Origin of the sequence: Rhodopseudomonas sp. NSM (assembly GCF_052445935.1) — a bacterium.
Lineage (GTDB): Bacteria > Pseudomonadota > Alphaproteobacteria > Rhizobiales > Xanthobacteraceae > Rhodopseudomonas.
On the sequence record NZ_JBQTCH010000003.1, the window covers coordinates 237,015 to 261,896 of the forward strand.

The 24,882-nt window shown below is 66.3% G+C and carries 17 protein-coding genes; 10 read left to right on the forward strand and 7 right to left on the reverse strand.

Features of this window, described 5'->3' with window-relative positions:
* Positions 1-212: 212 nt before the first annotated feature.
* Both ACTZWT_RS09535 and ACTZWT_RS09540 read left to right on the forward strand, forming a co-directional pair.
* Positions 213-3,407, forward strand: a complete 3,195-nt coding sequence (locus ACTZWT_RS09535; RefSeq protein WP_444769435.1) for an efflux RND transporter permease subunit — start codon at positions 213-215, stop codon at positions 3,405-3,407.
* Positions 3,397-4,602, forward strand: coding sequence for an efflux RND transporter periplasmic adaptor subunit (locus ACTZWT_RS09540; RefSeq protein ID WP_444769436.1), 1,206 nt, complete (start codon positions 3,397-3,399; stop codon positions 4,600-4,602). The genes ACTZWT_RS09535 and ACTZWT_RS09540 overlap by 11 nt, the downstream gene beginning before the upstream one ends.
* A 393-nt stretch (positions 4,603-4,995) precedes the next feature.
* Here the strand turns inward: ACTZWT_RS09540 and ACTZWT_RS09545 are convergent, their stop codons facing one another.
* Together ACTZWT_RS09545 and ACTZWT_RS09550 are read right to left on the reverse strand one after the other, a co-directional pair.
* Positions 4,996-6,507 carry an acetyl-CoA acetyltransferase gene (locus ACTZWT_RS09545; RefSeq protein ID WP_444769437.1) on the reverse strand — a complete coding sequence of 504 codons (1,512 nt, stop codon included), beginning with the start codon at positions 6,505-6,507 and terminating at the stop codon, positions 4,996-4,998.
* A gap of 35 nt (positions 6,508-6,542) precedes the next feature.
* Positions 6,543-7,322 carry an SDR family NAD(P)-dependent oxidoreductase gene (locus ACTZWT_RS09550; RefSeq protein ID WP_444769438.1) on the reverse strand — a complete coding sequence of 260 codons (780 nt, stop codon included), beginning with the start codon at positions 7,320-7,322 and terminating at the stop codon, positions 6,543-6,545.
* Between the two features lie 164 nt (positions 7,323-7,486).
* On the opposite strand from ACTZWT_RS09550, the gene ACTZWT_RS09555 reads away from it, so the two are divergent.
* Genes ACTZWT_RS09555 through ACTZWT_RS09565 form a run of 3 tightly spaced genes read left to right on the forward strand, consistent with a single transcriptional unit; the run spans position 7,487 to position 9,716 of the window.
* The gene (locus tag ACTZWT_RS09555) at positions 7,487-8,287 is read left to right on the forward strand and encodes an enoyl-CoA hydratase/isomerase (RefSeq protein ID WP_444769439.1); all 801 of its coding nucleotides are present in this window, start codon (positions 7,487-7,489) and stop codon (positions 8,285-8,287) included.
* A gap of 7 nt (positions 8,288-8,294) precedes the next feature.
* Positions 8,295-9,290, forward strand: a complete 996-nt coding sequence (locus ACTZWT_RS09560) for a phosphotransferase family protein (RefSeq protein WP_444769440.1) — start codon at positions 8,295-8,297, stop codon at positions 9,288-9,290.
* 18 nt (positions 9,291-9,308) lie between these two features.
* Positions 9,309-9,716 carry a DUF6285 domain-containing protein gene (locus ACTZWT_RS09565; RefSeq protein WP_444769441.1) on the forward strand — a complete coding sequence of 136 codons (408 nt, stop codon included), beginning with the start codon at positions 9,309-9,311 and terminating at the stop codon, positions 9,714-9,716.
* A 390-nt stretch (positions 9,717-10,106) separates the two neighbouring features.
* Here ACTZWT_RS09565 and ACTZWT_RS09570 read toward each other — a convergent pair whose 3' ends face one another.
* On the reverse strand, positions 10,107-10,886 hold the full coding sequence (locus ACTZWT_RS09570; protein ID WP_444769442.1) for an enoyl-CoA hydratase-related protein: 780 nt from the start codon (positions 10,884-10,886) through the stop codon (positions 10,107-10,109).
* A 126-nt stretch (positions 10,887-11,012) separates the two neighbouring features.
* Here ACTZWT_RS09570 and ACTZWT_RS09575 point away from each other — a divergent pair, with 126 nt between their 5' ends.
* A complete protein-coding gene (locus ACTZWT_RS09575; protein WP_444769443.1) occupies positions 11,013-12,287 on the forward strand; it encodes an acyl-CoA dehydrogenase family protein in 1,275 nt (424 codons plus the stop codon).
* 988 nt (positions 12,288-13,275) lie between these two features.
* Here ACTZWT_RS09575 and ACTZWT_RS09580 read toward each other — a convergent pair.
* A complete protein-coding gene (locus ACTZWT_RS09580; RefSeq protein WP_444769444.1) occupies positions 13,276-14,889 on the reverse strand; it encodes a fatty acid--CoA ligase in 1,614 nt (537 codons plus the stop codon).
* Between the two features lie 390 nt (positions 14,890-15,279).
* Positions 15,280-16,152 (reverse strand): SDR family oxidoreductase, encoded by an 873-nt coding sequence (locus ACTZWT_RS09585; RefSeq protein WP_444769445.1) that lies wholly within the window; start codon positions 16,150-16,152, stop codon positions 15,280-15,282.
* A 116-nt stretch (positions 16,153-16,268) separates the two neighbouring features.
* Between ACTZWT_RS09585 and ACTZWT_RS09590 the strand changes: the two genes are divergently transcribed.
* Positions 16,269-17,081 (forward strand): crotonase/enoyl-CoA hydratase family protein, encoded by an 813-nt coding sequence (locus ACTZWT_RS09590; RefSeq protein ID WP_444769446.1) that lies wholly within the window; start codon positions 16,269-16,271, stop codon positions 17,079-17,081.
* Positions 17,082-17,226: 145 nt separating this feature from the next.
* A complete protein-coding gene (locus tag ACTZWT_RS09595) occupies positions 17,227-18,768 on the forward strand; it encodes an acyl-CoA synthetase (RefSeq protein ID WP_444769447.1) in 1,542 nt (513 codons plus the stop codon).
* An 86-nt stretch (positions 18,769-18,854) separates the two neighbouring features.
* Here the strand turns inward: ACTZWT_RS09595 and ACTZWT_RS09600 are convergent, their stop codons facing one another.
* Positions 18,855-19,736: a LysR family transcriptional regulator gene (locus ACTZWT_RS09600; protein ID WP_444769448.1), complete on the reverse strand. Its 882-nt coding sequence runs from the start codon at positions 19,734-19,736 to the stop codon at positions 18,855-18,857.
* The gene (locus tag ACTZWT_RS09605) at positions 19,733-20,809 is read right to left on the reverse strand and encodes a YeiH family protein (protein ID WP_444769449.1); all 1,077 of its coding nucleotides are present in this window, start codon (positions 20,807-20,809) and stop codon (positions 19,733-19,735) included. The genes ACTZWT_RS09600 and ACTZWT_RS09605 overlap by 4 nt, the downstream gene beginning before the upstream one ends.
* 227 nt (positions 20,810-21,036) lie before the next feature.
* Between ACTZWT_RS09605 and ACTZWT_RS09610 the strand changes: the two genes are divergently transcribed.
* Both ACTZWT_RS09610 and ppc read left to right on the forward strand, forming a co-directional pair.
* Positions 21,037-21,897 (forward strand): hypothetical protein, encoded by an 861-nt coding sequence (locus tag ACTZWT_RS09610; protein ID WP_444769450.1) that lies wholly within the window; start codon positions 21,037-21,039, stop codon positions 21,895-21,897.
* A 110-nt stretch (positions 21,898-22,007) separates the two neighbouring features.
* Complete coding sequence (gene ppc, locus ACTZWT_RS09615; protein WP_444769451.1) at positions 22,008-24,809, forward strand: phosphoenolpyruvate carboxylase; 2,802 nt, start codon at positions 22,008-22,010, stop codon at positions 24,807-24,809.
* Positions 24,810-24,882: the final 73 nt, after the last annotated feature.

Genomic DNA, 24,882 nt, shown 5'->3' on the forward strand with positions numbered 1-24,882 from the left:
CCTGATCGGCGGGGCGCCGTCCCGGACTCTCTCCGCTTACGATCAATCTGTCGTGACCATCCATCCGCGACCGCCCGAAATACGCTGCTATTCGATCTCTGCAGGGAGCTTGTGCGTTGCAGCAGCTTGGCGATCCCGGGTGTGTTCAGGTAGATCAGAACGTAGCGGCGCGGATCGCCGTCTGCGGCAATAGCATCGGGAACGGCTGACGGATGATATCGCTGGTCCGCATCGCACTGAGCCGGCCCTACACCTTCGTGGTGCTCGCGCTGCTCCTGCTGATCGTCGGCCCGCTCGCCGCATTGCGCACCCCCACCGACATCTTTCCGGAAATCCGCATCCCAGTGATCGGCGTGGTCTGGCAATACACCGGCCTGCCGCCGGACCAGATGGCCGGCCGCATGACCACGCCGTTCCAGCGCGCGCTGACCACCACGGTCAACGACATCGAGCACATCGTCGCCAATTCGTATAACGGCTTCGGCATCGTCAAGATCTTCTTCCAGCCCAACGTCGACATCCGCACCGCCAACGCCCAGGTGACGGCGATCTCGCAGACGATGCTGAGGCAGATGCCGCCCGGCGCGACGCCGCCTCTGATCCTGAACTACTCGGCCTCGACGGTGCCGATCATCCAGTTGGCGCTGTCCGGCGACGGGCTGACCGAGCAGAACCTCGCCGACCTCGCCATCAATCAGCTCCGCACGCCGCTCGTCACTGTGCCGGGCGCGGCGATCCCGTGGCCGTTCGGCGGCAAGCAGCGTCAGGTCCAGATCGATCTCGACCCCGCCGCGCTGCAGGCCCGCGGCCTGTCCGGGCAGGACGTCGCCAACGCGCTCGCTGCACAAAACCTGATCACGCCGGTAGGCACCCAGAAGATCGGCGAGTTCGAATACGTCATTCAGCTCAACAACTCGCCGAAGCAGATGGCCGATCTCGGCAATCTGCCGATCAGGGCCGTCAACGGCGCGATGGTCTATGTGCGCGACGTCGCCTCGGTGCGCGACGGCAACCCGCCGCAGACCAACATCGTTCACGTCGACGGCAACCGCTCTGTGCTGATGATGGTGCTGAAGGCGGGAGCGGTGTCGACGCTCGACATCATTTCGGGCATCAAGCGCAAAGTCGCCGAGGTCAAGGACGCGTTGCCCGAACAACTGAAGATCGCCTTCATCGGCGACCAGTCGGTGTTCGTGCGCGGCGCCATCACCGGCGTCGCGGTCGAGGGCGTGATCGCGGCACTGCTGACCAGCGTGATGATCCTGCTGTTCCTCGGCAGCTGGCGCTCGACCATCATCATCGCGGTGTCGATTCCGCTGTCGGTGCTCGGCGCCATCGTCATGCTGTCGGCGATCGGCGAGACGTTGAACATCATGACGCTCGGCGGCCTCGCACTCGCGGTCGGCATCCTGGTCGATGACGCCACGGTGACGATCGAGAACATCAACTGGCATCTGGAGCAGGGCAAGGAGGTCGAGACCTCGATCATGGACGGCGCCCGGCAGATCGTGACGCCGGCCTTCGTCTCGCTGCTGTGCATCTGCATCGTGTTCGTGCCGATGTTCTTCCTCGAGGGCGTGGCGCGCTTCCTGTTCGTGCCGATGGCCGAAGCGGTGATGTTCGCGATGATCTGGTCGTTTATCCTGTCGCGCACGCTGGTGCCGACGATGGCGAAATATCTGCTGAAGCCGCATGTGCACCACGGCAGCCTCGACGGCAAGCAGCGTTCGCGCAATCCGCTGGTTCGTTTCCAGCAGGGTTTCGAAGGCTTGTTCGCGCGGTTCCGCCACGGCTACGGCGATCTGCTGACGCTGGCGATGGGGCACCGCAGGCTGTTCGTCGCGGGCTTCCTCGGCGTCGTTGCGGTGTCCTTCGCGCTGGTGCCGTATCTCGGGCGCAATTTCTTTCCGTCGGTCGATTCCGGCCAGATCCTGATGCACGTCCGCACCCAGGTCGGCACCCGCGTCGAGGAAACCGCCAATCAGCTCGCCGAGGTGCAGAAGGCGATCCGCAAGATCATCCCGCCGGATCAGATCGAAACCATGACCGACAACATCGGCATGCCGATCTCCGGCATCAATCTGACCTATAACAACACCGGCGTGATCGGCACCCAGGACGGCGATATCCAGATCAAGCTGAAGGGCGAGCACGAGCCGACCGAAACCTACGTCCGTGCTCTGCGTGAGCAACTGCCGAGGCAGTTTCCCGGCATGAGCTTCGCGTTCCTGCCCGCCGACATCGTCAGCCAGATCCTGAATTTCGGTGCGCCGGCGCCGATCGACCTGCAGGTGCGCGGCGCCAACCTGCCGGCGAATTTCGAATACGCCGGCAAGCTGCTGGCGAAGATCAAGCGGATTCCCGGCGTCGCCGATGCGCGGATTCAGCAATCGCCTAACAACCCGATGTTCAACATCGACGTCGACCGCACCCGCGCCCAATATGTCGGGCTGACGACGCGCGACGTCACCAACAGCCTGGTGGTGAATCTCGCCGGCTCGTCGCAGGTGGCGCCGACCTACTATCTCAACCCCGACAATGGCGTGTCGTACTCCATCGTGATGCAGACCCCGCAATACCAGATCGACTCGCTGGGCAAGCTCGAGACGATCCCGATTTCGGCCACCGGGAGCGCCGGCGCCAACGCGCCGATCCTCGGTGGCCTCGCCGATATCAAGCGCTCGGCCGGCAACGCGGTGATCTCACAATACGACATCCAGTCGATGGTGCAGATCTTCGCCACCACGCAGGGCCGCGATCTCGGCGCGGTGTCCGCCGACATCCGCAAGGTGATCGACGACACCAGGGCCGAGGTGCCGAAAGGCTCGTCTGTGGTTCTGCTTGGCCAGGTCGAAACCATGAACAGCGCGTTTTCCGGTTTGCTGTTCGGCCTGCTCGGCGCGATCGTGCTGATCTATCTGCTGATCGTGGTCAATTTTCAGTCCTGGGCCGATCCGTTCGTGATCATCACCGCGCTGCCGGCGGCGCTCGCCGGCATCGTCTGGATGCTGTTTGCCACCGGCACGACGCTGTCGGTGCCGGCGCTGACCGGCGCCATCATGTGCATGGGCGTGGCCACCGCCAACAGCGTGCTGGTGATCTCGTTCGCGCGCGAGCGCTATGCCGCGCTCGGCGATCCGGTGCAGGCGGCGCTGGAATCCGGCTTCGTCCGGTTCCGTCCAGTGCTGATGACGGCACTGGCGATGATCATCGGCATGGCGCCGATGGCGTTCGGACTCGGCGAAGGCGGCGAGCAGAACGCGCCGCTCGGCCGCGCCGTGATCGGCGGCCTGATTTTTGCTACCATCGCGACACTGATGTTCGTGCCAGTGGTGTTCAGCATGGTTCACAAGAAGCAGCCGGCGCAAGACGCCGAGCCTGCCCCGGAGATGTCGCATGTCCACTGACGCCCCGCCGCGAAAATCCCGACGCGGGCTCGGCATCGCCGGCATTCTGCTCGCCTGCGCCGCGGTCGCCGTCGTGGTCACCGGCATCAATGCGCGCGAGAAGAGCGATGCCGATCTGCGCAACTGGACCGACGAGCAGGCGATCTCCAGCGTCGCGGTGACCCGGCCCGACGGCAAGGTGCTGACCAACACGCTGGATCTGCCGGGCCGGCTCGAGGCCTATTCGCGCGCGCCGATCTACGCCCGCGTCTCCGGCTATGTGAAGAGCTGGAGCGCCGACATCGGCGCGAAGGTCAAGGCCGGGCAGGTGATCGCCGAGGTCGAGGCGCCCGACCTCGATCAGCAATTGCTGCAGGCGCGCGCCGATCTCGCCAGCCAGCAGGCCAGCGCGCGATTGTCCGAGGCGACGCTCAACCGCCGCAAGACGCTGCTTGCGTCGAACTTCGTCTCCGCGCAGGAGATCGACGAGCGAACCGCCGACCTCGCCAACAAGAAGGCCGCGGTGAATTCCGGCGAGGCCAATGTCGAGCGGCTGGAAGCGCTGGCCGGCTACAAGAAGATCACCGCGCCGTTCGACGGCGTCGTCACCGAGCGCAACACCGATGTCGGCGCGCTGATCAGCGCCGGCTCCAGCGCCGGGCCGGCGATGTTCGTGGTGTCGGACATTGCGAAGCTACGCGTCTACGTCAACGTGCCGCAGACCTATGTGCCGATGGTCCGGATCGGCGCCAAAGCGGTGATCACGCTGCCGGAATATCCGAACCGCAGCTTCCCGGCGACGGTCGAGGCCTCGTCGCAGGCGGTCGATGTGTCTTCGGGCACCACGCGAATGCAGCTCGCACTGGACAACGCCAAGGGCGAGTTGATGCCGGGCGGCTACGCCAATGTGAAGCTCGGCCTCGTGCGCGACGGCGTGTCGCTGCACATCCCGGCGAGCGCGCTGATGTTCAACCGCAGCGGGCTGCGCGTCGCGGTCGTCGGCCCCGACGATCGCGTGCAGCTCAAGACCGTGACGATCGCGCGCGATCTCGGCCGCGAAATCGAACTCGCCTCGGGGCTGTCGCCCGACGACCGCATCATCGTCGCGCCGCCGGATGGAATCGCCGACGGCGAGAAAGTCCGCGTCGTCGGCAATGATGCAGGCAAGACCGGCAAGCCGACCACCGCGTCGGAAAAGCAGGACGTGAAGGGGTAGCAACGATCGCGCAGCGATCCCGCCCGGCGGCGTCATCCTGAGGTGCGCGCTCTTGCGCGCCTCGAAGGATGCGGCCACGCGGACTTGCGGCACGCAAACCGTCATCCCGAGAGCCTGACCGGAAATGCAGGCCGCAATATCAACGCCCTATCCCCGTCATTGCGAGCGAAGCGAAGCAATCCAGCGTGCCGAGCACAGGAGTCTGGATTGCTTCGTCGCTTCGCTCCTCGCAATGACGAACTTTAGGGCCTGATCTTGTTGCTCTCATTTTGAGTCAGAGGCTGAAGGTGCGCGCGCCCTCTTCCGCGCGCCTCGAAGGACGAGCCGCAGGCACTCGCGTCTATCATCCTTCGAGGCTCGCCGAAGGCGGCGAGCACCTCAGGATGACGGCGGCTAACTTGTTCGCCACTCCAGCACGCCATCGGCCGCCGTCGAGATCGCGCCGCGCGAACCGACCGGGCTGCGGTCCATGTTCGTCAGCACCGCCAGCGTCGCCTGATCCTGCGCCGGCACCCGCGCCAGCGCGCGCGCGCCGTCCGAGTTGCGCAGCATCACGACGCCGTGCTCGATATCGCCGCGGCTGTTGTAGATCACCGTGAAGGTTTCGACCGCGCCGTCGCCCGAGGCCTCCGTCACGAACGGCGGCACATCGCCGTAAGCCGCATCGGCCTGCGCCTGCACGCTGACGCTCTCGCTCAGCGCCTCCTGCTTCGGCGTCCGCGACAGCACCAGCGCGTGGTGCTTGGTGACGAAGCCGCCCTGTCCATACAGCAGGCCGAATTGCGCGCCGCCGCGCAGCTTGCGCACCATCGCGCAGGCGGCGTGGGTCATGTAGGTGTTGAGCGGCGCGCCGAAGAAGGTCAGGCCGCCGGTCACCGTCGGCTCTACGTCGTCGCCGAGCCCCAGCGTGCGCCGCGCCATTTTCGGCACTACCGGGAAGCAGGAATACAATTCGATCGCGTCGAAGGCGCGGCCGTCGCCGCCGACCAGCGTCTTGATCGTCTCCAGCACCGCGTTCTGGGCGTGGCTCTGGTGGAACTGATCGCGGGCGAGATAATCGCGCGGCTCCTCGGCCGAGGCGCCGCCATGAACGTAGATCAGTTTCTCCTCGGCGATGCCGGCCTCGCGCGCTTTCGCCAGCGAGGTCAGCAGCACCGCGGCGCCGAGATTGACGCTGGGATTGGCGACCATCAGCTTCGTGTAGGGCCATGCGATCAGCCGGTTGTCGGGCGATGGCGAGGTGATCTCGCTTGGTGCGAAGGCGCGCTTGATCCAGGCGTTCGGATTGTCGGCGGCCGCCCGCGCGTAGCGTGACCACAGCACGCCGGATTCATCGAGCGCCTGCCGTGGCGTCTGGCCCCAATGCGCCGCGGTGGCTGCCTCGTACAGCGGATACACGGTGATCGGCCGCGCCACGCCGAGCTGCGTGGCGATCGGCTTCTGGAACGCCGCGCCGCGCTTCGGCTCGGGGACGTCGCTCGCGAACGGCGTCCACGGCAGATCGAGCTTCGTGCGCGCCGCCTTGGTGGCGGTCGATTGCGCCTCGGCGCCGCAGACCACGGCGACATTGGCCTCGCCGCGCGCGATCCGCAGCGCCGCCTCGTGGATGAAGCGGATCGGGCTCTCGCCACCGACCGGACCATAGTAACAATGCCGCGGCGCGACACCGAGCCTTGCGGCGAGCTGCTGCTCCGGCGCGTGATAGCGCCAGCTCAGGAAGTTGACGACGTCGAGCGAGTCGATGTCGCCGACGAGGCTCGTGGCGCTGTCGTCGCCGGCGCGCCGCACCGCGGCTTCCAGCAGCGCCAGCGGCTCCAGCCCTTGCGCGAGGTCGATCGGATGGTCGGCGATTTCGCCGACGCCGACGATGACGGGAATGCGCTCGGGCGGAAGTTCGCTGGCCATCTCTTGTTCTTCTTGTTGATGGAGGATCGCGATCGTCAGAACGCCGTGTAGCCACCGTCGATCACGAAGGTGTCGGCGGTGTGATAGGACGACGCCTTGCTCATCAGATACACCGCGATGCCGCCGAAATCCTCCGGCTCGCCGAACCGGCGCACCGGAATCCGCGGCATCACATTGGCGACGAATTTGTCGTTGCCCATGATGCCCGCGGTCATGTCGCTCTTGATCCAGCCGGGCAGGATCGCATTGGCGGTGATGCCGTTGCGCGCCAACTCGACCGCGAGCGCGCGGACCAGCGCGTTGATCGCCGCCTTGGTCGCGGCATAGTGCTCGTTGCGCGCGGTGCCGAAGATCGAGGCGAGGCTCGAGGTCGCGACCAGCCGGCCGAACGGATCGCCGTTCGCGGCGCGGTCGGTCATGTGCCGGGCCGCGGCCTGAAAGGCGTGGAAGACGCCGTCGAGATTGGTGGCGAACATCGTGCGCCATTGCTCTTCGGTACGTTCGATGAACGGCTGTCGTCCGCCGCCGCCGATGCCGGCATTGGCGAAGCAGCCGTCGACCCGGCCGAAGGATTGCAGCGTCGCCTCCATCGCGGCCTTGACCGACGCCGGATCGGTGACGTCACAGACCCGCGCTTCCGCCTTGCCGCGCGCGCCGGCGAGGCTCTCCACCGCCGCCTTGTTCTTCTCGGGATTGCGGCCCCAGATCGAGACGTTGCAGCCGGCGGCGGCCAGCGCCTGCGCCATGCCGAGCCCGATGCCGCCATTGCCACCGGTGATGACCGCAACGCGTCCGCTCAGATCGAAAATGCTCATACAGCGTTTCCATTTTTGTTTGTCGCGCGCTAAACCGTTCACCACGGCTGCGCGCTGTTATCGTCGCCCGACCATGGACAAGCGCGCCGCAAAAATCAAATATGGCTCCAGGTCCGAGAGCCTTCCACACCGCGGAATAACGCGGAGCAAGCGCGAGGAAACAGATGCAGTTCAAACACGTCACGCTCGATTTCGATGGCCCGGTCGCGATCCTGAAGCTCGATCATCAGGAGGTGATGAACGCGGTTTCGATCGACATGCTCGGCGGCCTCGGCGAGGCGCTGGATGCGATCGAGGACAAGCGCGCCGAAGTGCGCTGCCTCGTCATCACCGGCGCCGGCCGCGCGTTCTGCACCGGCGCCAATCTGCAGGGGCGCAGCTCGAGCAACAACATGAGCCAGAGCGGCAAGGGCGCCGGCGCCGCGCTCGAGACCGCCTTCCATCCGTTCCTGCGCCGGCTGCGCAAGCTGCATTGCCCGATCGTCACCTCGGTCAACGGGCCGGCCGCAGGCGCCGGCATGAGCTTCGCGCTGATGGGCGACATGATCCTGTGCGCGAAGTCGTCCTACTTCCTACAGGCGTTCCGTCGCATCGGTCTGGTGCCGGATTGCGGCTCGACCTGGCTGCTGCCGCGCGTGATCGGCAAGGCGCGCTCGGTCGAATTGTCGCTGCTCGGCGAGAAGCTGCCGGCCGAGAAGGCGCTGGAATGGGGTCTCGTCAATCGCGTCTACGACGATTCCGAGCTGTGGGCCGAAACCATGAAGCTCGCGCAGGAACTCGCCAACGGCCCGACCATCGCGCTGTCGCTGATCCGCAAGCTGTATTGGGATTCGCCGGAGAATTCGTTCGAGGAGCAGCTCAACCTCGAATTCGAATCCCAGCGCATCGCAGGCTCGACCGACGACTTCAAGGAAGGCGTCGGCGCGTTTCTCGAAAAGCGCCCCGCGAAGTTCCAGGGCAAATAAGCGCGCGATGGCCGCAACGGCTTTTGTCGAGGCGCTGGCGCGCAGCGTGCGATCGTGGTGCGCCGGCGCGACCGGCGTCCGCGACGTGGCGCAGCTCTCCGGCGGCGCCAGCCAGGAAACCTGGTCGTTCGTGATCGAACGGCCGGACGGCGACGTCGCGGCGATCCTGCGCCGCTCGCCGCCGGGCTATGGCAGCGTGTCGGGCCGCGCCGCCGGTCTCGACGCGGAGGCTGAGCTGATGCGGCTGGCCTACGACGCCGGGGTGCCGTCGCCGCGCGTCCTGCACGTGCTCACCGAGCGCGACGGGCTGGGCGACGGTTTTTTGATGCAGAAGGTGGAGGGCGAAACCATCCCGCGCAAGATCCTGCGCGACGAACTATTCGCCGCCGCACGGCCTAAACTGGCGCGGCAGATCGGCACCATCCTCGCCGGCCTGCACGGCATCGACAGCGCCGCGCTGCCGGGCTTGCGGACAATCAGTTCGACGCAGGAGATCGGGCTGCTGCGCGACGACTATCGCGCCTACGATTGGCCGCGGCCGGTGTTCGAACTGGCGTTGCGCTGGCTCGCCGATCACGACCCCGGCGTCTCCAAGCAGATCACGCTGGTGCACGGTGATTTCCGCCACGGCAATCTGATCGTCGGACCGGACGGCGTGCGCGCCGTGCTGGATTGGGAGCTCGCGCATCTCGGCGATCCGATGGAAGACCTCGGCTGGATCTGCGTCAATTCCTGGCGGTTCGGCGAGATCGACAGACCGGTCGGCGGGCTCGGCTCGCGCGAGGAGATGTTCGCCGGCTACGAAGCCGCGGGCGGGCACGTCGATGCAGCGCGCGTGAAATTCTGGGAAGTGATGGGCACGCTGCGCTGGGGCATCATGTGTTGCGGCATGATGCAGCGGTTCAGGCAAGGTCCCGATCACTCGATGGAGCGCGCGATGATCGGGCGCCGCTCGTCGGAAACCGAGATCGATCTGCTGCGGCTGCTGGCGCCGCGCGGCTAATCATTCAACGAGGCAGCGATGCAGGACGAACCGAGGCCCGACGAACTGATCAAGGCGGTCGCCGACTTCCTGCGCGACCACATCGCGCCGCAGATCTCCGGCCACGCCGCATTCAAGCTCCGCGTCGGCATCAACGCGCTCGATCTGGTGTCGCGGCAACTGGCGCTGTCCGGCGAAAGCGACGCCGCAGAACACGCCAGCCTGAAGGCGCTGCTCGGCCACGACGGCTCGCTGTTCAACCTCAACGCCGAACTCGCCGACCGCGTCGCGTCCGGCGCCGCCAGCCTGTCGACGCCCGGCCTGAAGGATCATCTGTGGCGCACCACGCTCGCCAAGCTCGCGGTCGATCAGCCGAACTACGCGAGCTATCGGCGCGAGATGGAAGGCGGTGAACAAGGCCTTCCAACAAACACTCCGTCATCCTGAGGAGCGCGCTCTTGCGCGCCTCGAAGGATGAGCCGCAGGCAATCGACGTCAGCGGCTCGTCGCCGCATCCTTCGAGGCTCGCTGCGCTCGCGCCTCAGGATGACGACTCAGCAGTTTTCATCCGAGGAATTTCTCAGTTGTCATTCCGGGGCGCGCGTAGCGCGAACCCGAAATCTCGAAGAGTTCATCACCTCAGGATTCCGGGTTCGCGAGCTGCGCTCGCGCCCCGGAATGACCGACGTTGGTTTCCCGTCATTGCGAGGAGCACCCGGATCGGCGCTTTGCGCCGTCCGAGTACAGGCTCCGCGGCGAAGCAATCCAGCGCTGCGCCGCGAGCTTCTGGATTGCTTCGCTTCGCTCGCAATGACGTGGAGAGGTCGTGCTGACGGACTACTTGCCCTGCCAGTTCGGCTTGCGCTTCTCCGCAAACGCCTTCGGACCTTCGACATAGTCCTGCGACGCGACCATTGCTTTCACCGCCGGATAGTCGCGCTGCTCGGCGATAGCTTGCGGCAGTGAGACGTCGAGGCCGCGCGACAGTGTCTGTTTCGAGGCGCGGATCGACATCGGGGAGACGGCGCAGATGGTTTCGGCCCAGCGCTCGGCGGCGGCGAGGGCCTCCCCCGGGGGCACCACCTCGTTGACGAAGCCGAGCTCGTGGCCTTCTTTCGCCGAGACGTGGCGGGCGGTGAGGATCATGCCCATCGCGCGCTTCAGGCCGATCTGGCGGGGCAGGCGGTGCAGGCCGCCGGCGAGCGCGGCGAGGCCGACGCGCGGCTCGGGCAGGGCGAAGGTGGCGTTCTCGGCGGCGATGATCAAGTCGCAGGCGAGCGCGATCTCGAAGCCGCCGCCCATCGCCACGCCGTTGACCGCGGCGATGATCGGCTTGTCGCAATCGAACCGCGACGTGAGCCCGGCGAATCCGGTCTCGCCCCAGCCGCGCTTGCCGCCCGAGGCCTGCCACTTCAGATCGTTGCCTGCGCAGAACGCCTTGTCGCCGGCGCCGGTGACGATCGCGACCCATTGCTCGGGGTCGGCGGAGAAGTCGTTGAACACGCCTTCGAGTTCGAAATGCGCGTCGGTGTGCAGCGCGTTGTAGACCTCCGGCCGCGACAGCGTGACGATGGTGATCGGGCCCTTGCGCGTCACATTGGAGAATTGCAGCGCCATCGACGTTTCCTTTTTTCGTTGGGCAGAATTGGTGCGGCTGAAGCGCGCTTGACTTGTCGTGTGCGGCGCATGTTAATCACTCGCTTAACAAGATCAACAACAACACGAACACCGTGGGAGCACGCCTTGGATTTTTCCCTGCCGCCGGATCTGGTCGCCTATCTCGCCGAGCTCGATCGCTTCATCGACGCCAAGATCAAGCCGCTGGAACAGGCGGACGACAACATCCGCTTCTTCGATCATCGCCGCGAATGGGCGCGTACCGATTTCGAGGGCGGCGGGCTGCCGCGGCACGAATGGGAAGAGCTGCTGCGCAAGGCGAAGAACATCGCCGACGATGCCGGGCATCTGCGCTTCGCGATTCCGAAGCGCTATGGCGGGCAGGACGGCACGAATTTGTGGATGGCGGTGATCCGCGAGCACTTCGCAGCCAAGGGCCTCGGCCTGCACAACGATCTGCAGAACGAGCATTCGATCGTCGGCAATTTTCCGATCGTGAAGATGCTCGATCTGTACGGCCGCGACGATCAGAAGGCGATGATCGACGGCTCGATCACCGGCAAATATCGCATCACGTTTGGTTTGACGGAGCCCGATCACGGCTCCGACGCGACCCATATGGAGACCCGTGCGGTCGAGGCGGTGCGCGACGGCAAGAAGGGTTTTCTGATCAACGGCGAGAAGATGTGGACGACCGGCATGCACGTCGCCACGCATTGCGCGCTGTTCGCCCGCACCTCCGGCCAAGACGGCGACGCGCGCGGCATCACCTGCTTTCTGGTGCCGGCCGATGCGCCGGGCGTGAAGGTCGAAGAGTACTTGTGGACCTTCAACATGCCGACCGACCATCCGCGGGTGAGCTTCACCGACGTGTTCGTCACCGAGGAGGCGTTGTTCGGCGAGGTCGGCCGCGGCCTGTCGCTGGCGCAGTGCTTCGTGCACGAGAACCGCATCCGGCAGGCGGCGAGTTCGCTCGGCGCGGCGGTGTTCTGCATCAATGAAAGCGTCAAATACGCGCGTGAGCGAAAGCCGTTCGGCGAGGAACTGGCGCGCAACCAGGCGATCCAGTTTCCGCTGGTCGAACTCGCGACCCAGGCCGAAATGCTGCGGCTGCTGATCCGCAAGACCGCGTGGGAGATGGACCAGATGACCCAGGCGCAGGTCGAGCACACGCTGTCCGACAAGGTGTCGATGTGCAACTACTGGGCGAACCGGCTGTGCGGCCAGGCGGCGGACCGTGCGATCCAGGTGCATGGCGGCATCGGCTATTCGCGCCACAAACAGTTCGAGCACATCTACCGCCATCACCGCCGCTACCGCATCACCGAAGGCAGCGAGGAAATCCAGATGCGCAAGGTCGCGGGATTCCTGTTCGGCTATATGGGTGTGAACAAGCGGTGAGGAGCATGGTGCAAGCGCTGCTACCATCCCGGCGCCGTCATCCTGAGGTGCTCGCCCGCGAGGGCGAGCCTCGAAGGATGCGGAGACGCGCACAGCCGGTGCCTTGCGGCCCATCCTTCGAGGCTCGCTGCGCTCGCACCCCGGATCAAGTCCGGGGCAGGCTCTCAGGATGACGGAGTGCGAGTTGAGGACCTGCACGCGGCGATAGATTCTAATTCAAACGGCCCTGTCAAACAGCCACGTCCATTCGCTCTCGCGGCGCCGAAGCGTCCGAGGTTTGCACCCGTCGCTTCACAGCGAGGGGCGGGGGCGCGCCGAAAGGCGCAAAAGTGGTGAGTGTCGCGATGGCTTTGCGGACCATCGCGCAACGCCGTTCCGGCGCGCCCACCGCGGCGATTTTGGGCATCGGGACCGTTCTTCCGGGAGCACAGCGGTGCGGGATCTCCCCGGCCTTGCTGCGCCCGTCCAGCCACGAAAGCGGCAGCCGCTCGTAGTAGCGGCGGACGGTGACCTCTGCCTCCCGGACGCGTGCTTGCGAGGCACGACGCGCAGGACGCCGCGTCCGCCCGGCTTCGCCAGCAAAGCTGGCTACGCCGGACTATCACTCCCGCCGGTTGCCCGGCCTTCGCGATCTGTCCCGCTATCCGACGCCTCGCGAAGCGCCCCTCACGGACAGGACGATGCGGACTATAATCATAATAGGATTATTGTCAAGGGGCCGTGGACAGATTTATTCGGCATGAGGAACACACGCCGCGTCACCTCGTCGTCATTCCGGCGCACGCCGACGCGGTCACGCGCGTTGGCGTGAACCCGGAATCCATGACCACCGCGGCCGAGATGAAGTGACCGGCAACGTTACGGCTGAACGAGAGTCCAGGGGCTATGGATTCCGGGTTCGCGAGCTGCGCTCGCGCCTCGGAATGACGAACGCGAGGGACGTGCGCCGCGCCTTGACTGTGCAGCGTCGCGTCCGAGGTGATTGCGCTCAGTTCACCTGGCGGTCTTTCCCGGTCCAATACGGATCGCGCAGATGCCGGCGCAAGATCTTGCCGGAGGCGTTGCGGGGCAGGGCCGGGATGAAGTCGATCGACTTCGGCGTCTTGAAGCCGGCGATGCGGGTGCGGGTGAAGCCGATGATGTCCTGCGCAGTGGCTTCCTTGCCGGGCTTCATCACCACCACGGCTTTCACCGCCTCGCCCCACTGATCGTCCGGCACGCCGACGACGGCGACTTCGGCGACATCCGGATGATCGCAGATCGCGCTCTCGACTTCGGCCGGATAGATGTTCTCGCCGCCGGAGATGATCATGTCCTTGATGCGGTCGTGGATGTAGACGTAGCCGTCCTCGTCCATGTAGCCGGCGTCGCCGGTGCGCAGCCAGTTGTCGGCGTCGATCGTCTTCTTCGTCGCCTCGGGCAGGTTCCAGTAGCCGGCCATGTTCGAACCGGAGCGGGTGGCGATCTCGCCGACGGCGCGCGGCGGCAGGCGGTTGCCGTCATGATCGAGGATCGCGATCTCGACGCCGGGCAGCGCCTTGCCGGCCGAGCGCATCCGCTCCAGCCCCTCGACGTGATCCTCCGGCGGCAGCGCCACGATGGTGCCGGTGGTCTCGGTCATGCCGTACATCTGCACGAAGCCGCATTTGAACACGTCGATGCATTCCTTCAGCAGCGCCGCCGGAATCGGCGAGGCGCCGTACAGCATGTATTTCAGCCGCGAGAAATCGACCTCGCGGGCGCGCGGCTGCCGCACCACGAACTGCATCGCGGCCGGCACCATGAACAGCTTGGTGATGCCGGACTGCTCGAAGAAGTCCAGCACCCTGGTCGGATCGAATTCGCGCGCGATGACGCCCCTGGCGCCGTGATAGACGCTCATCATGCCCCAGCCGGAGCCGCCGATGTGGAACACCGGCATGGCGATCAGCGAGACGTCGTCGGTCGACCAGATGTTCCACTCCGGCGTGTTGTCGCGCCCGGCGCGGACCAGCGACAGGAAATTGGCGTGGCTGAGCATCGCGCCCTTCGGCTTGCCGGTGGTGCCCGACGTGTAGAGCTGGATCGCGATGTCGCTCGGCGCCACCGCGACCTGCGGATCGTCGCCCGGCTGCGCGTCGCGCCAACTTGTGAAGTCCTGCCATTCCGGCGCGCCGCCTTCGGTGGTGATGATGTGGCGGACGCTCGGAATCTGGTCTTTCAGGCCGCGGACCTGATCGATGAATTCCGGGCCGACGAACAGGATCGCGGCCTTGCAGTCCTCGACGATGTAGGCGATCTCCGGTCCGGCCAGTCGCCAGTTCACCGGCGCCATCACCACCTTGGCCTTCATGGCGCCGGCCCACAGCTCGAAATACACGTCGCTGTTCTTGCCGAGATAGGCGATGCGCTCGTTCGGCTTGACGCCGCTGGCCGCCAGCGCGCGGGCGATCTGGTTGGTGTGGGCATCGAACTGCGCGAAGCTGGTGATGCGGCCTTCGAACTCGAACAGGATATCGTCGCCGCGGGTCTTGGCCTGCGCGCGGACGACATCGGCCAGCGTATTCGGCTCGGACGACGCGTTGGGCGCGGCTGTGCGTGTCTGCTCCTGAAGCTCGGACATGATCACTCCCTGGATGATTTTTTAGTTACTTGTGGTTGCGCAAAGTCTGCCGCGCTTCGCAGGCAAACACAAGCGGGAGGGAATGTCGCGGGAGGGAGCGCAAGGCCGTTGCAGAGCACAATCGCCAGAGCGATTGTGATCGCCACCAGCGCTCTGGGATACTGGATCCCGCGCATGCGCGGGGGATGACGTCGTTAGTTGGCTCGTGCGCGCGAGCCGAATTGCTCGGCCCGTCCGCTCGCACGACGTCATCCTGAGGTGCCGTCGCATCTGCGACGGCCTCGAAGGATGGGCCGCAGGCGCTCGCTGCTGTCATCCTTCGAGGCGCGCAAGAGCGCGCACCCCGGATCAAGTCCGGGGCAGGCTCTCAGGATGACGGCCGTGAACGTATCACCCCCGCTGCGCGCGGTCCTTTTCGTTCTGGGCCTTGATCGAGGCCCTGGCCTGTTCCCAGTCGTCGTTGCTCCAGTCGCGGAGCTGGTAGAAATTGCCGCCCATCGCCAGGCCCTGGGCGCCGTCCATGGCGATGGTTTCGCCGTTGATCCAGTCGCAACCGCCGGAGATCAGGAACACCGCGACGTTCTGCAGTTCCTCCATGGTGCCGACCCGGCCCATCGGATTCATCTTCACGGTGCGGGCGCCGGCCTCGTCGCCGGGCTTGATCCGCTTGCTCATGCCTTCGGTCGGAATTTCGCCGGGCGCGATGGTGTTGAGGCGGATGCCGTAGCGGCCCCATTCGGTGGCGAGTGACATCGTCATGGCGTGGATCGCCGATTTGCTCATCGCCGAGGGCACCACATAGGGGCTGCCGTTGCGTACCCAGGTGGTGGTGATCGACACCACATTGCCGCGATGGCCGCCTTCGATCCAGCGCTTGCCGACCGCGTGCGTCACGTAGAACGTGCCGTGCATCACGATGTTGGCGACGGCGTCGAAGCCGCGCGGCGACAGCTCTTCCGTCCGCGAGATGAAATTTCCCGCGGCGTTGTTGATCAGATCGGTGAGCGGGCCATCGGCCCAGATGGTCTCGACCATGTGGTCGACCGCGGCCGAGTCGCGGATGTCGACGCCGTAAGTCATCACCTTGCCGCCGAACTGGTCCATCAGTTCGGTCGCGGTGTCGTCGCAGACGCCCTTGCGGCGGCCGCAGATATGGACCTCGGCGCCGAGCTGCAGGAAGCGCGCGGCCATCGATTTGCCGAGCCCGGTGCCGCCGCCGGTGACGAGGATGCGACGGCCTGCGAGGAGCTGATCGGTGAACATGTCAGGTGCCCGGAAAAGTGGAAGGTGTTCGTTAATTAGGCGATTGACTAAATTCCGACAACGCTTTTCTGTAGCGCCGAAACACAAGCCACAACACATGCAGGGGAAATGGCCCGATGAATGATCGCGTTTCGATATCGGTGACGGACGGCGTGGCCGACGTCAGGCTGGTGCGGGCGGACAAGATGAATGCGCTCGACGCCGCGATGTTCGAGGCGCTGGTGGCCGCCACCGAGCAGCTGGCGCACGAGAAGGGCGTCCGCGTCGTGGTGCTGTCGGGCGAGGGCAAGGCGTTCTGCGCCGGCCTCGACATGGGGCGTTTTGCCGCGATGAAAGAAGGCGGCGGCAATGGAATTCCGGGAGGCGAATTTCGCGATCTCACCAGGCGCACCCACGGCCTCGCCAACGCGCCGCAGCAGGCGGTGTGGGGCTGGCGGATGCTGCCGGTGCCGGTGATCGCCGCGATCCACGGCGTCGCGTTCGGCGGTGGCTTCCAGCTCGCGCTCGGCGCCGATATTCGCCTGATGGCGCCGGACGCGCGGATGTCGATCATGGAAATCAAATGGGGCCTGGTGCCCGACATGGCCGGCACGCCGGTGCTGGCCTCGCTGGTGCGCGACGACATCCTGCGCGAGCTGACCTATACCGGGCGGATCTTCTCGGCGCAGGAGGCGCTGTCTTACGGTCTGGCGACCAGGATCGTCGACGATCCGCGCGCCGCGGCGCTGGAGATGGCGCGCGAGATCGCCGGCAAGAGCCCGGACGCGATCCGCGCCGCCAAGCGGATGCTCAACAACCTCTCGGTCGATCCGGGACCGGCGCTGATGGCCGAAAGCGTCGAGCAGCAGAAGCTGATCGGCTCGCCCAATCAGACCGAAGCGGTCCGCGCCAACATGGAGAAGCGCGCGCCGAATTTCGTCGACGGGTAGTTACACGTTCGACCGTCATCCTGAGGTGCTCGCCCGCAAGGGCGAGCCTCGAAGGATGCGAGACGTTTACTTGCGGCTCATCCTTCGAGGCTCGCTTCGCTCGCACCTCAGGATGACGGTTCCTCCTCACAACAAGAAGAAGACCATGAATCACCAACTCACTTACGGCATCATTAGCGGCGATCGCCATCGCTCGTTCGACGAGGTCGACGCGCGCGTGGCGCTGATCGCGGGCGGGCTGCAGAAGCTCGGCGTCAAGCCGGGCGACTGCGTCTGCGTGCTGATGCGCAACGACATCGCGTTTCTGGAATCCGCCTATGCGGTGATGATGCTGGGCGCCTACATGGTGCCGGTGAACTGGCACTTCAAGCCGGAGGAGGTGGCGTATGTGCTGGGCGATTCCGGCACCCGCGTGCTGATCGGCCACGCCGATCTGCTGCATCAGTCGGCCGGCGTGGTGCCGGCGAGCGTGACGATGCTGAGCGTGCCGACGCCGCCGGAGGTTGGCGCTAACTACAAGATCGATCCCGACCATCGCGCCGCGCCGCAGGGCGCGATCGATTTCGACGGCTGGCTGGCGCAGCAGGAGCCGTATGATGGTCCCGTGCTGCCGCAGCCGCAGAACATGATCTACACCTCGGGCACCACCGGCCATCCGAAGGGCGTCAAGCGCTTCGCGCCGACGCCGGACCAGGCGAAGAACGCCGAGGCGATGCGCGCGCTGATCTATGGGCTGAAGCCGGGGGCGCGCGCGCTGTGCCCCGGACCGCTGTATCACTCGGCGCCGAATTCGTTCGGCATCCGCGCCGGCCGGCTCGGCGGCGTGCTGGTGCTGATGCCGCGGTTCGAGCCGGAGGCGCTGCTGCAACTGATCGAGCGGCACAGGATCGATACCATCTTCATGGTGCCGACGATGTTCATCCGGCTGATGAAGCTACCCGAGGAGGTGCGGAAGACGTACGACGTCTCCTCGCTGCGCCATGTGATCCACGCGGCGGCGCCGTGCCCGGCGGACGTCAAGCGCGCGATGATCGACTGGTGGGGGCCGGTGATCTACGAATTCTACGGCTCGACCGAATCCGGCGCGGTGACCTTCGCGAGCTCCGACGACGCGCTGAACAAGCCCGGCACCGTCGGCAGGATCGCTCCGGGGGCGGAGCTGGTGTTCGTCGACGACGACAACAACGAAGTGCCGCAGGGCGAGATCGGCGAGATCTTCTCGCGGATCCCCGGCAATCCGGATTTCACCTATCACAACAAGCCCGAGAAGCGCGCCGAGATCGACCGGGGCGGTTACATCACCTCCGGCGACGTCGGTTATCTCGACGCCGACGGCTACGTCTTCATCTGCGACCGCAAGCGCGACATGGTGATCTCCGGCGGCGTCAATATCTATCCGGCCGAGATCGAGGCGGCGCTGCACGCGATTCCCGGCGTGCATGATTGCGCGGTGTTCGGGATTCCCGACGCCGAATTCGGCGAGGCGCTGATGGCGATGCTGGAACCGCAGCCCGGCGTGACGCTCGACGAGGGATATCTCCGCGATCAGCTCAAACACGTCCTCGCGGGCTACAAGATTCCCAAGCACATCGAGATCATGGCGCAATTGCCGCGCGAAGATTCCGGCAAGATCTTCAAGCGCCGGCTGCGCGATCCGTATTGGGCCAAAGCGGGGCGGGTGATCTAGCGGGCAGCGCTGGCGCGCGGCGAGACGGCTGCGATCCCGGTCGGGACGTGGACGTTCTGGCCGAGCGTGGCGCGGACCATCGGGTGTTAGTTGTCCCGCAATGCCGCGAGCATCGCCGTTTCGGCCTGGCCGCCGCCGTGCTCTCTGTGACGAAGCACACAGAACGACCGACGCGGCAGTTCGAACTGCACCTGGTGCAGGGCGCCTGCTGCAAGTGACGGCGCAATCACCAGATCGGAGATTGCGGTGGCGTAGTCCGAGCTTTCGACGGCAGCCCGAAGCGCCTCGTTGGACGGGAGTTCGAGCTTCACGTCGAGGCTCGACGGCTCGACGCCGGCGCCGCGCAGCGCGGCCTCGAACATCGATCGCGTCCCCGAGCCGCGCTCGCGCAACACCCAGCCGGTGGTCGTCAGCCCGCTCGCCGAAATCCGCGTTGCACCGGCCCATGGATGCCGCCTGCCGACCACGATCGCGAGGCTGTCGCCGTCGATGCGGTCGCCGGACAGCAGCGGATCGTCGACCTCGCCTTCGACCAGGCCGAGATCGGCGCGGCCTTCGCGCACCGCCAGTGCGACCTGCTCGGTATTGGCGATCGTCACCTGCAGCGCGATCCCCGGATAGGCGCGCTGGAACGCGAGCAGCCGCGGCGGCAGCCAGTAGTTGCCGATGGTCTGACTCGCGGCGAGGTTGAGCGCGCCGCGCCGCAGCCCGGCGATATCGTCGAGCGCCTGCGCGGCGGCACGGGCGCGGGCGACCACGGCGCGGGCTTCGCCGAGGAAATCGCGACCGGCCTGGGTCAACACGATGCCGCGGCCGACTCGATCGAACAGCTTGACGTCGTAACGCGCTTCCAGCGCGGCGATCGCCGCGCTGGTGGCCGACTGGGTGAGGTTCAGTCCGCTCGCGGCGCGGGTCATGTGCTGCTGCTCGGCGACCGCGATGAAGATGCGGAGCTGTTCCAGTGTCATCCATGCCATCCTGTGAGTTTGATCAGGCCCAGCGAGAGGCCCGAGATGAACAGGGCTGCGCACAGGCCGAGCAGCGCCGGGCGCAGGCCGCGCGCGGCCAGCTTGCGCAGATCGGTTTCGAGCCCCATCGCGGCCAGCGCCATCGACAGCAGGAAGCCGGTCGCGGCGACGATCCAGGTTTTGGCCTCGTGCGGGATCGCGATCACCTCGTTGACGCCGATCATCGCGACGAAGCCGAGCACGAACCACGGCATCGGTGGCGCGGCCCTGCCGGTCGCGGAGGGCTGATGCCGGGCGCGGGCGCGCGCCAGCAGTCCGAGACCGATCACCAGCGGCGCCAGCATCATCACCCGCGACAGCTTGGCGATGGTGCCGAACTCGCCGGCATCGTGGCCGGCCTGGAAGCTCGCGGCGACGACCTGGGCGATCTCGTGGATCGAGGCGCCGGTCCACAGTCCGAAGGCGCGGGCGTCGAGGCCGAGCATGTTCTGCAGCAGCGGCGTGCCGAGCATCGCAAGCGAGCCGAATACGGTGACGCAGGCGACCCCGTAGGCGACGTCCTCGTCGTCGGCGCGGGTCACGGTGTTGGTGGCGATGATGGCGGAGGCGCCGCAGATCGAGGTGCCGGCGGCGATCAGCTCGGCGAGCTTGCGGTCGACCCCGAGCATGCGCCCGAACCACACCGTGAAGCCGAAGGTCGCGAGCAGCGTCGCGGCGATGATCGCCACCCCTTCGCCGCCGACCTCGAGCAGTTGCGCGGTGGTGAGCTGCAGCCCGAGCAGGATGATGGCGAAGCGCAGCACCCGGCGCAGGCTGAACTTGACCCCCGGCACCGCCCATTGCGGCGTGCCGACGACATTATGCGCCACGATGCCGATCAGGATCGCCAGCAGCATCGGGCTGGCGCCGCTGATTGCCGGGATCGCGCGCAGCGTCAGCGCCGCCGCGGCGATCGCGGCCGTCAGCAACACGCCCGGCGCGACCGCCGCCAGATGCGGGCCGATCCGGGAGGGGCGGGAGCGCGGGTGCTGCGCTTCGGAGGGCGAGGTCAGGCTGTGCGAGGTCGGACTCATGGGGCGGGGCTCCTTTCGGGCCCATCTCAGGCTCCGCCGATCAATCATTCAAACGGATTATTTTTCTGATATCAATCGATGTAATCGATCGATAGCTCGGTTTTTGTGCCGCCTCGGGGAAGTGCAAAATCGCGGGAACCGGCTTGGCCGGGGTTCGTTGCCCTCCCGCATGGCGTGCTGCCGCGCTGTCTCTGCACGCGCATGCGAGATCCAAGCGGAGCACGCTCATGACCATGCTGGATGACGACACGGTTCAGTCGCGCAAATGGCTTTCCGGATTCGGCGGCTTCCTGCTGCGGGACTGGCCCTATGTGCTGATGCTGCTGCTGTCGCTCGGCGGCATCGCCTACACCAGCTTCACCGAAACCGGATTGTACTGGGTGCTGCTGACGCCGCTGATCGGCCTGGTGTGCGTGATCACGCGCTGGCCGCAGGTCGAGGGGCGCGACGAGCACATCCACCTGGTGGTGTCGCAGGCGCTGCATTGGGCCGCGGTGCTGGTCGCGATGGAGCTGATGTCGCTGCAGGTGCTGCGGCAGGTCACCGGCATCGCATCGCCGCTCAGCGTGCTGACGCTGCTGGCGCTCGGCACCTTCACGGCCGGACTGCATATCCGGTCGTGGAAGGTCTGCGTGGTCGGCGCCATTCTCGGCATCAGCGTGCCGGCGGTGGCGCTGATGCAGCAATCCGCGCTGCTGATTCTGCTGGTCGTCGCGGTGCTGGTCGCGATCGCGGTGCCGTTCTTCTGGGCGCGCATGCGCGAGCCGGCCGCCGCATCGCATCAGCTTCACCACGCACCCGCGACGAAATCCGAGCCGGTCGCGGCGCCGCCGGCCGCGCCGGTGTCGCAGACCCCGCTGTTCGAGCCGCCGGCTGCGACCACGCCGTTCCCGCAGCCGCCGCTGTTCGAGCCGGTGCCGCCGCCGACCCGCGTCGCGCCGGCCTCTGCCGCCGACGAATGCGACCCGGCCAACGCACCGATGAAGATCGAGCCGGGCCAGCCCGACCGCGCCGGGCCCGACGCGACGCCGCCCGACGACGGCGAGCCGCGTCCCGACAACGTCCGCAATATGTTCGCCGGACGCTGACCGGGGCGGGCAGTGGCGGCGTTGAGGCGTCGCCCGTTTCTTGACCTTGCGTGCAGCGCAAAAAATTGCGACGTCTCGGGATGCCGGCAACATCCTGGAGCAGCATCGCGATGTCGTCCATGATCATGCCCACCGAGCCCGAAGCGCTGCCGAACCGCGCAGACGACGGCGCCGCGCTGGAGGCGGAAACCCGGCTGCGCAACGATATCCGGCTGCTCGGCCGGATCCTCGGCGACACCGTCCGCGACCAGGAAGGCGACGCGGTGTTCGATCTGGTCGAGGGCATCCGCCAGACCTCGATCCGGTTTCACCGCGACGACGACAAGACCGCGCGGCGCGAGCTCGAAGCGATTCTCGACGGCATGTCCGCCTCGGACACGGTGAAGATCGTCCGCGCCTTCAGTTATTTCTCGCATCTCGCCAACATCGCCGAAGACCAGAACAACATCCGCCAGATGCGCGCCGGCTCGACTGCCGGCTCGGCGCCGCGCGCGGGCATGCTGGCAAAGACGCTGGCGCATGCGCGCGAAGAGGGGATCGGCGCGCGCGAACTGCGCGACTTCTTCAGGACCGCTCTGGTGAGCCCGGTGCTGACCGCGCATCCGACCGAGGTGCGCCGCAAGAGCACGATGGACCGCGAAATGCAGATCGCGGCGCTGCTCGACGAGCGCGAGCGCGTCCAGCTCACGCCGGAGGAATGGGAGCAGAACGAGGAGCAGCTGCGCCGCGCGGTGGTGACGCTGTGGAAGACCAACCTGCTGCGCCGGACCAAGCTGACGGTGCTCGACGAAGTCACCAACGGGCTGTCGTTCTACGACTATTCGTTTCTGCGCGAGGTGCCGCGGCTGCATTGCTCGGTGGAGGATCAGCTCGGCGGCGGCGAGGGCGGCGGGCCCGAGGACGAACTGGCGAGCTTCCTGCGGATGGGAAGCTGGATCGGCGGCGACCGCGACGGCAATCCGTTCGTGACCGCGGAGGTGCTGCACGGCACGCTGCAGTTGCAGAGCGCGCGGGTGCTGCGGTTCTATCTCGACGAACTTCACGAACTCGGCTCCGAACTGTCGCTGGCCTCGCATCTGGTGTCGATCAGCGACGAGGTGCGGGCGCTGGCCGAGCGCTCTCCCGATCAGTCGCCGCATCGCCGCCACGAGCCTTATCGGCTGGCGGTGTCGGGGATCTATGCGCGGCTGGCCGCGACCGCGGCGAAGCTGAAGATCGACAGCGTCCGCGCCCCGGTCGGCGAGGCCGAGGCTTACGCGAGCGTGCAGGATTTCAAGGCCGATCTCGACGCCATCCACGCTTCGCTCACCAAGTACAATGCCGGCGTGATCGCGCGTGGCCGCCTGCGGCAGCTCCGCCGCGCCGCCGATTGCTTCGGCTTCCATCTCGCCAGCCTCGACATGCGGCAGAACTCGGCGGTGCACGAGCGCACCATGGCCGAACTGATGGAAGCGGCCCGGCCGGCCAGCGCCTATCTGGAAATCGGCGAGGACGCGCGGATCGCGCTGCTGACCGCCGAGCTGCGCAGCGCCCGGCCGCTGACCTCGATCTTCGTGAAATACAGCGACGAGACCGTCGGCGAACTCGCGGTGCTGCACGAGGCGGCGCGCGCGCACGCGATCTACGGCGCAGCCACCATCCCGCAATGCATCATCTCGATGACCAAGGGCGTCTCCGACCTGCTCGAAGTCGCGGTGCTGCTGAAGGAAGTCGGGCTGATCGATCCGTCCGGGCGCAGCGCGATCAACATCGTGCCGCTGTTCGAGACCATCGAGGATCTGCAGGCCTCCTCCGCGATCATGGACCGGCTGCTGTCGATCCCGGAATATCGCCGGCTGGTCGACAGCCGCGGCGGCGTGCAGGAGGTGATGCTCGGCTATTCGGACAGCAACAAGGACGGCGGCTTCGTCACCTCGGGCTGGGAGCTGTACAAGGCCGAGATCGGGCTGATCGAGATCTTCGAACATCACGGCATCAGGCTGCGGCTGTTCCACGGCCGCGGCGGTTCTGTCGGCCGCGGCGGCGGGCCGAGCTACGACGCCATCGTGGCGCAGCCCGGCGGCGCGGTGAACGGCCAGATCCGCATCACCGAGCAGGGCGAGATCATCACCAGCAAATATTCCAACCGCGAGGTCGGCCGCAACAATCTGGAGATCCTCACCGCGGCGACGCTGGAGGCGAGCCTGCTGCAGCCCAAGCGCGTCGCGCCGCAGCACGATTATCTCGAAGCGATGGAGCAGCTCTCGGCGCTGGCGTTCAAGGCCTATCGCGGCCTAGTCTACGAGACCGACGGTTTCGTCGAGTATTTCTGGGCGTCGACGGTGATCAACGAGATCGCCACGCTGAACATCGGCAGCCGCCCGGCGTCGCGCAAGAAGACCCGCGCGATCGAGGATCTGCGGGCGATCCCCTGGGTGTTCTCATGGGCGCAATGCCGCCTGATGCTGCCGGGCTGGTACGGCTTCGGCAGCGCGGTCGAGGCCTGGGTCGCGCAGCATCCCGACAAGGGTGTTTCGTTCCTGAACGCGATGTATCAGGAATGGCCGTTCTTCCGCACGCTGCTGTCGAACATGGACATGGTGCTGTCGAAGAGCTCGCTCGGCATCGCCTCGCGCTACGCCGAGCTGGTGCCGGACGAAAAGCTGCGGCAGGAGATCTTCGGCCGCATCCGCACCGAATGGCACGCCTCGGTCGACAGCCTGCTGGCGATCATGGGCCACGACAAGCTGCTGCAAGGCAACCCGCTGCTCGACCGCTCGATCCGCCACCGCTTCCCGTATCTCGACCCGCTCAACCACGTCCAGGTGCAGCTCCTTCGCGAGCACCGCACGCATGATCCGGACGAGCAGATTCTGCGCGGGATTCAGCTGACGATCAACGGCATCTCGGCGGGGTTGCGGAACAGCGGCTAGGCGATCACGGATCGCTGCGCTTTCCCGATCATCATCGGCTTCTTCCAGGAACCAACACTACGCTTCCACATTC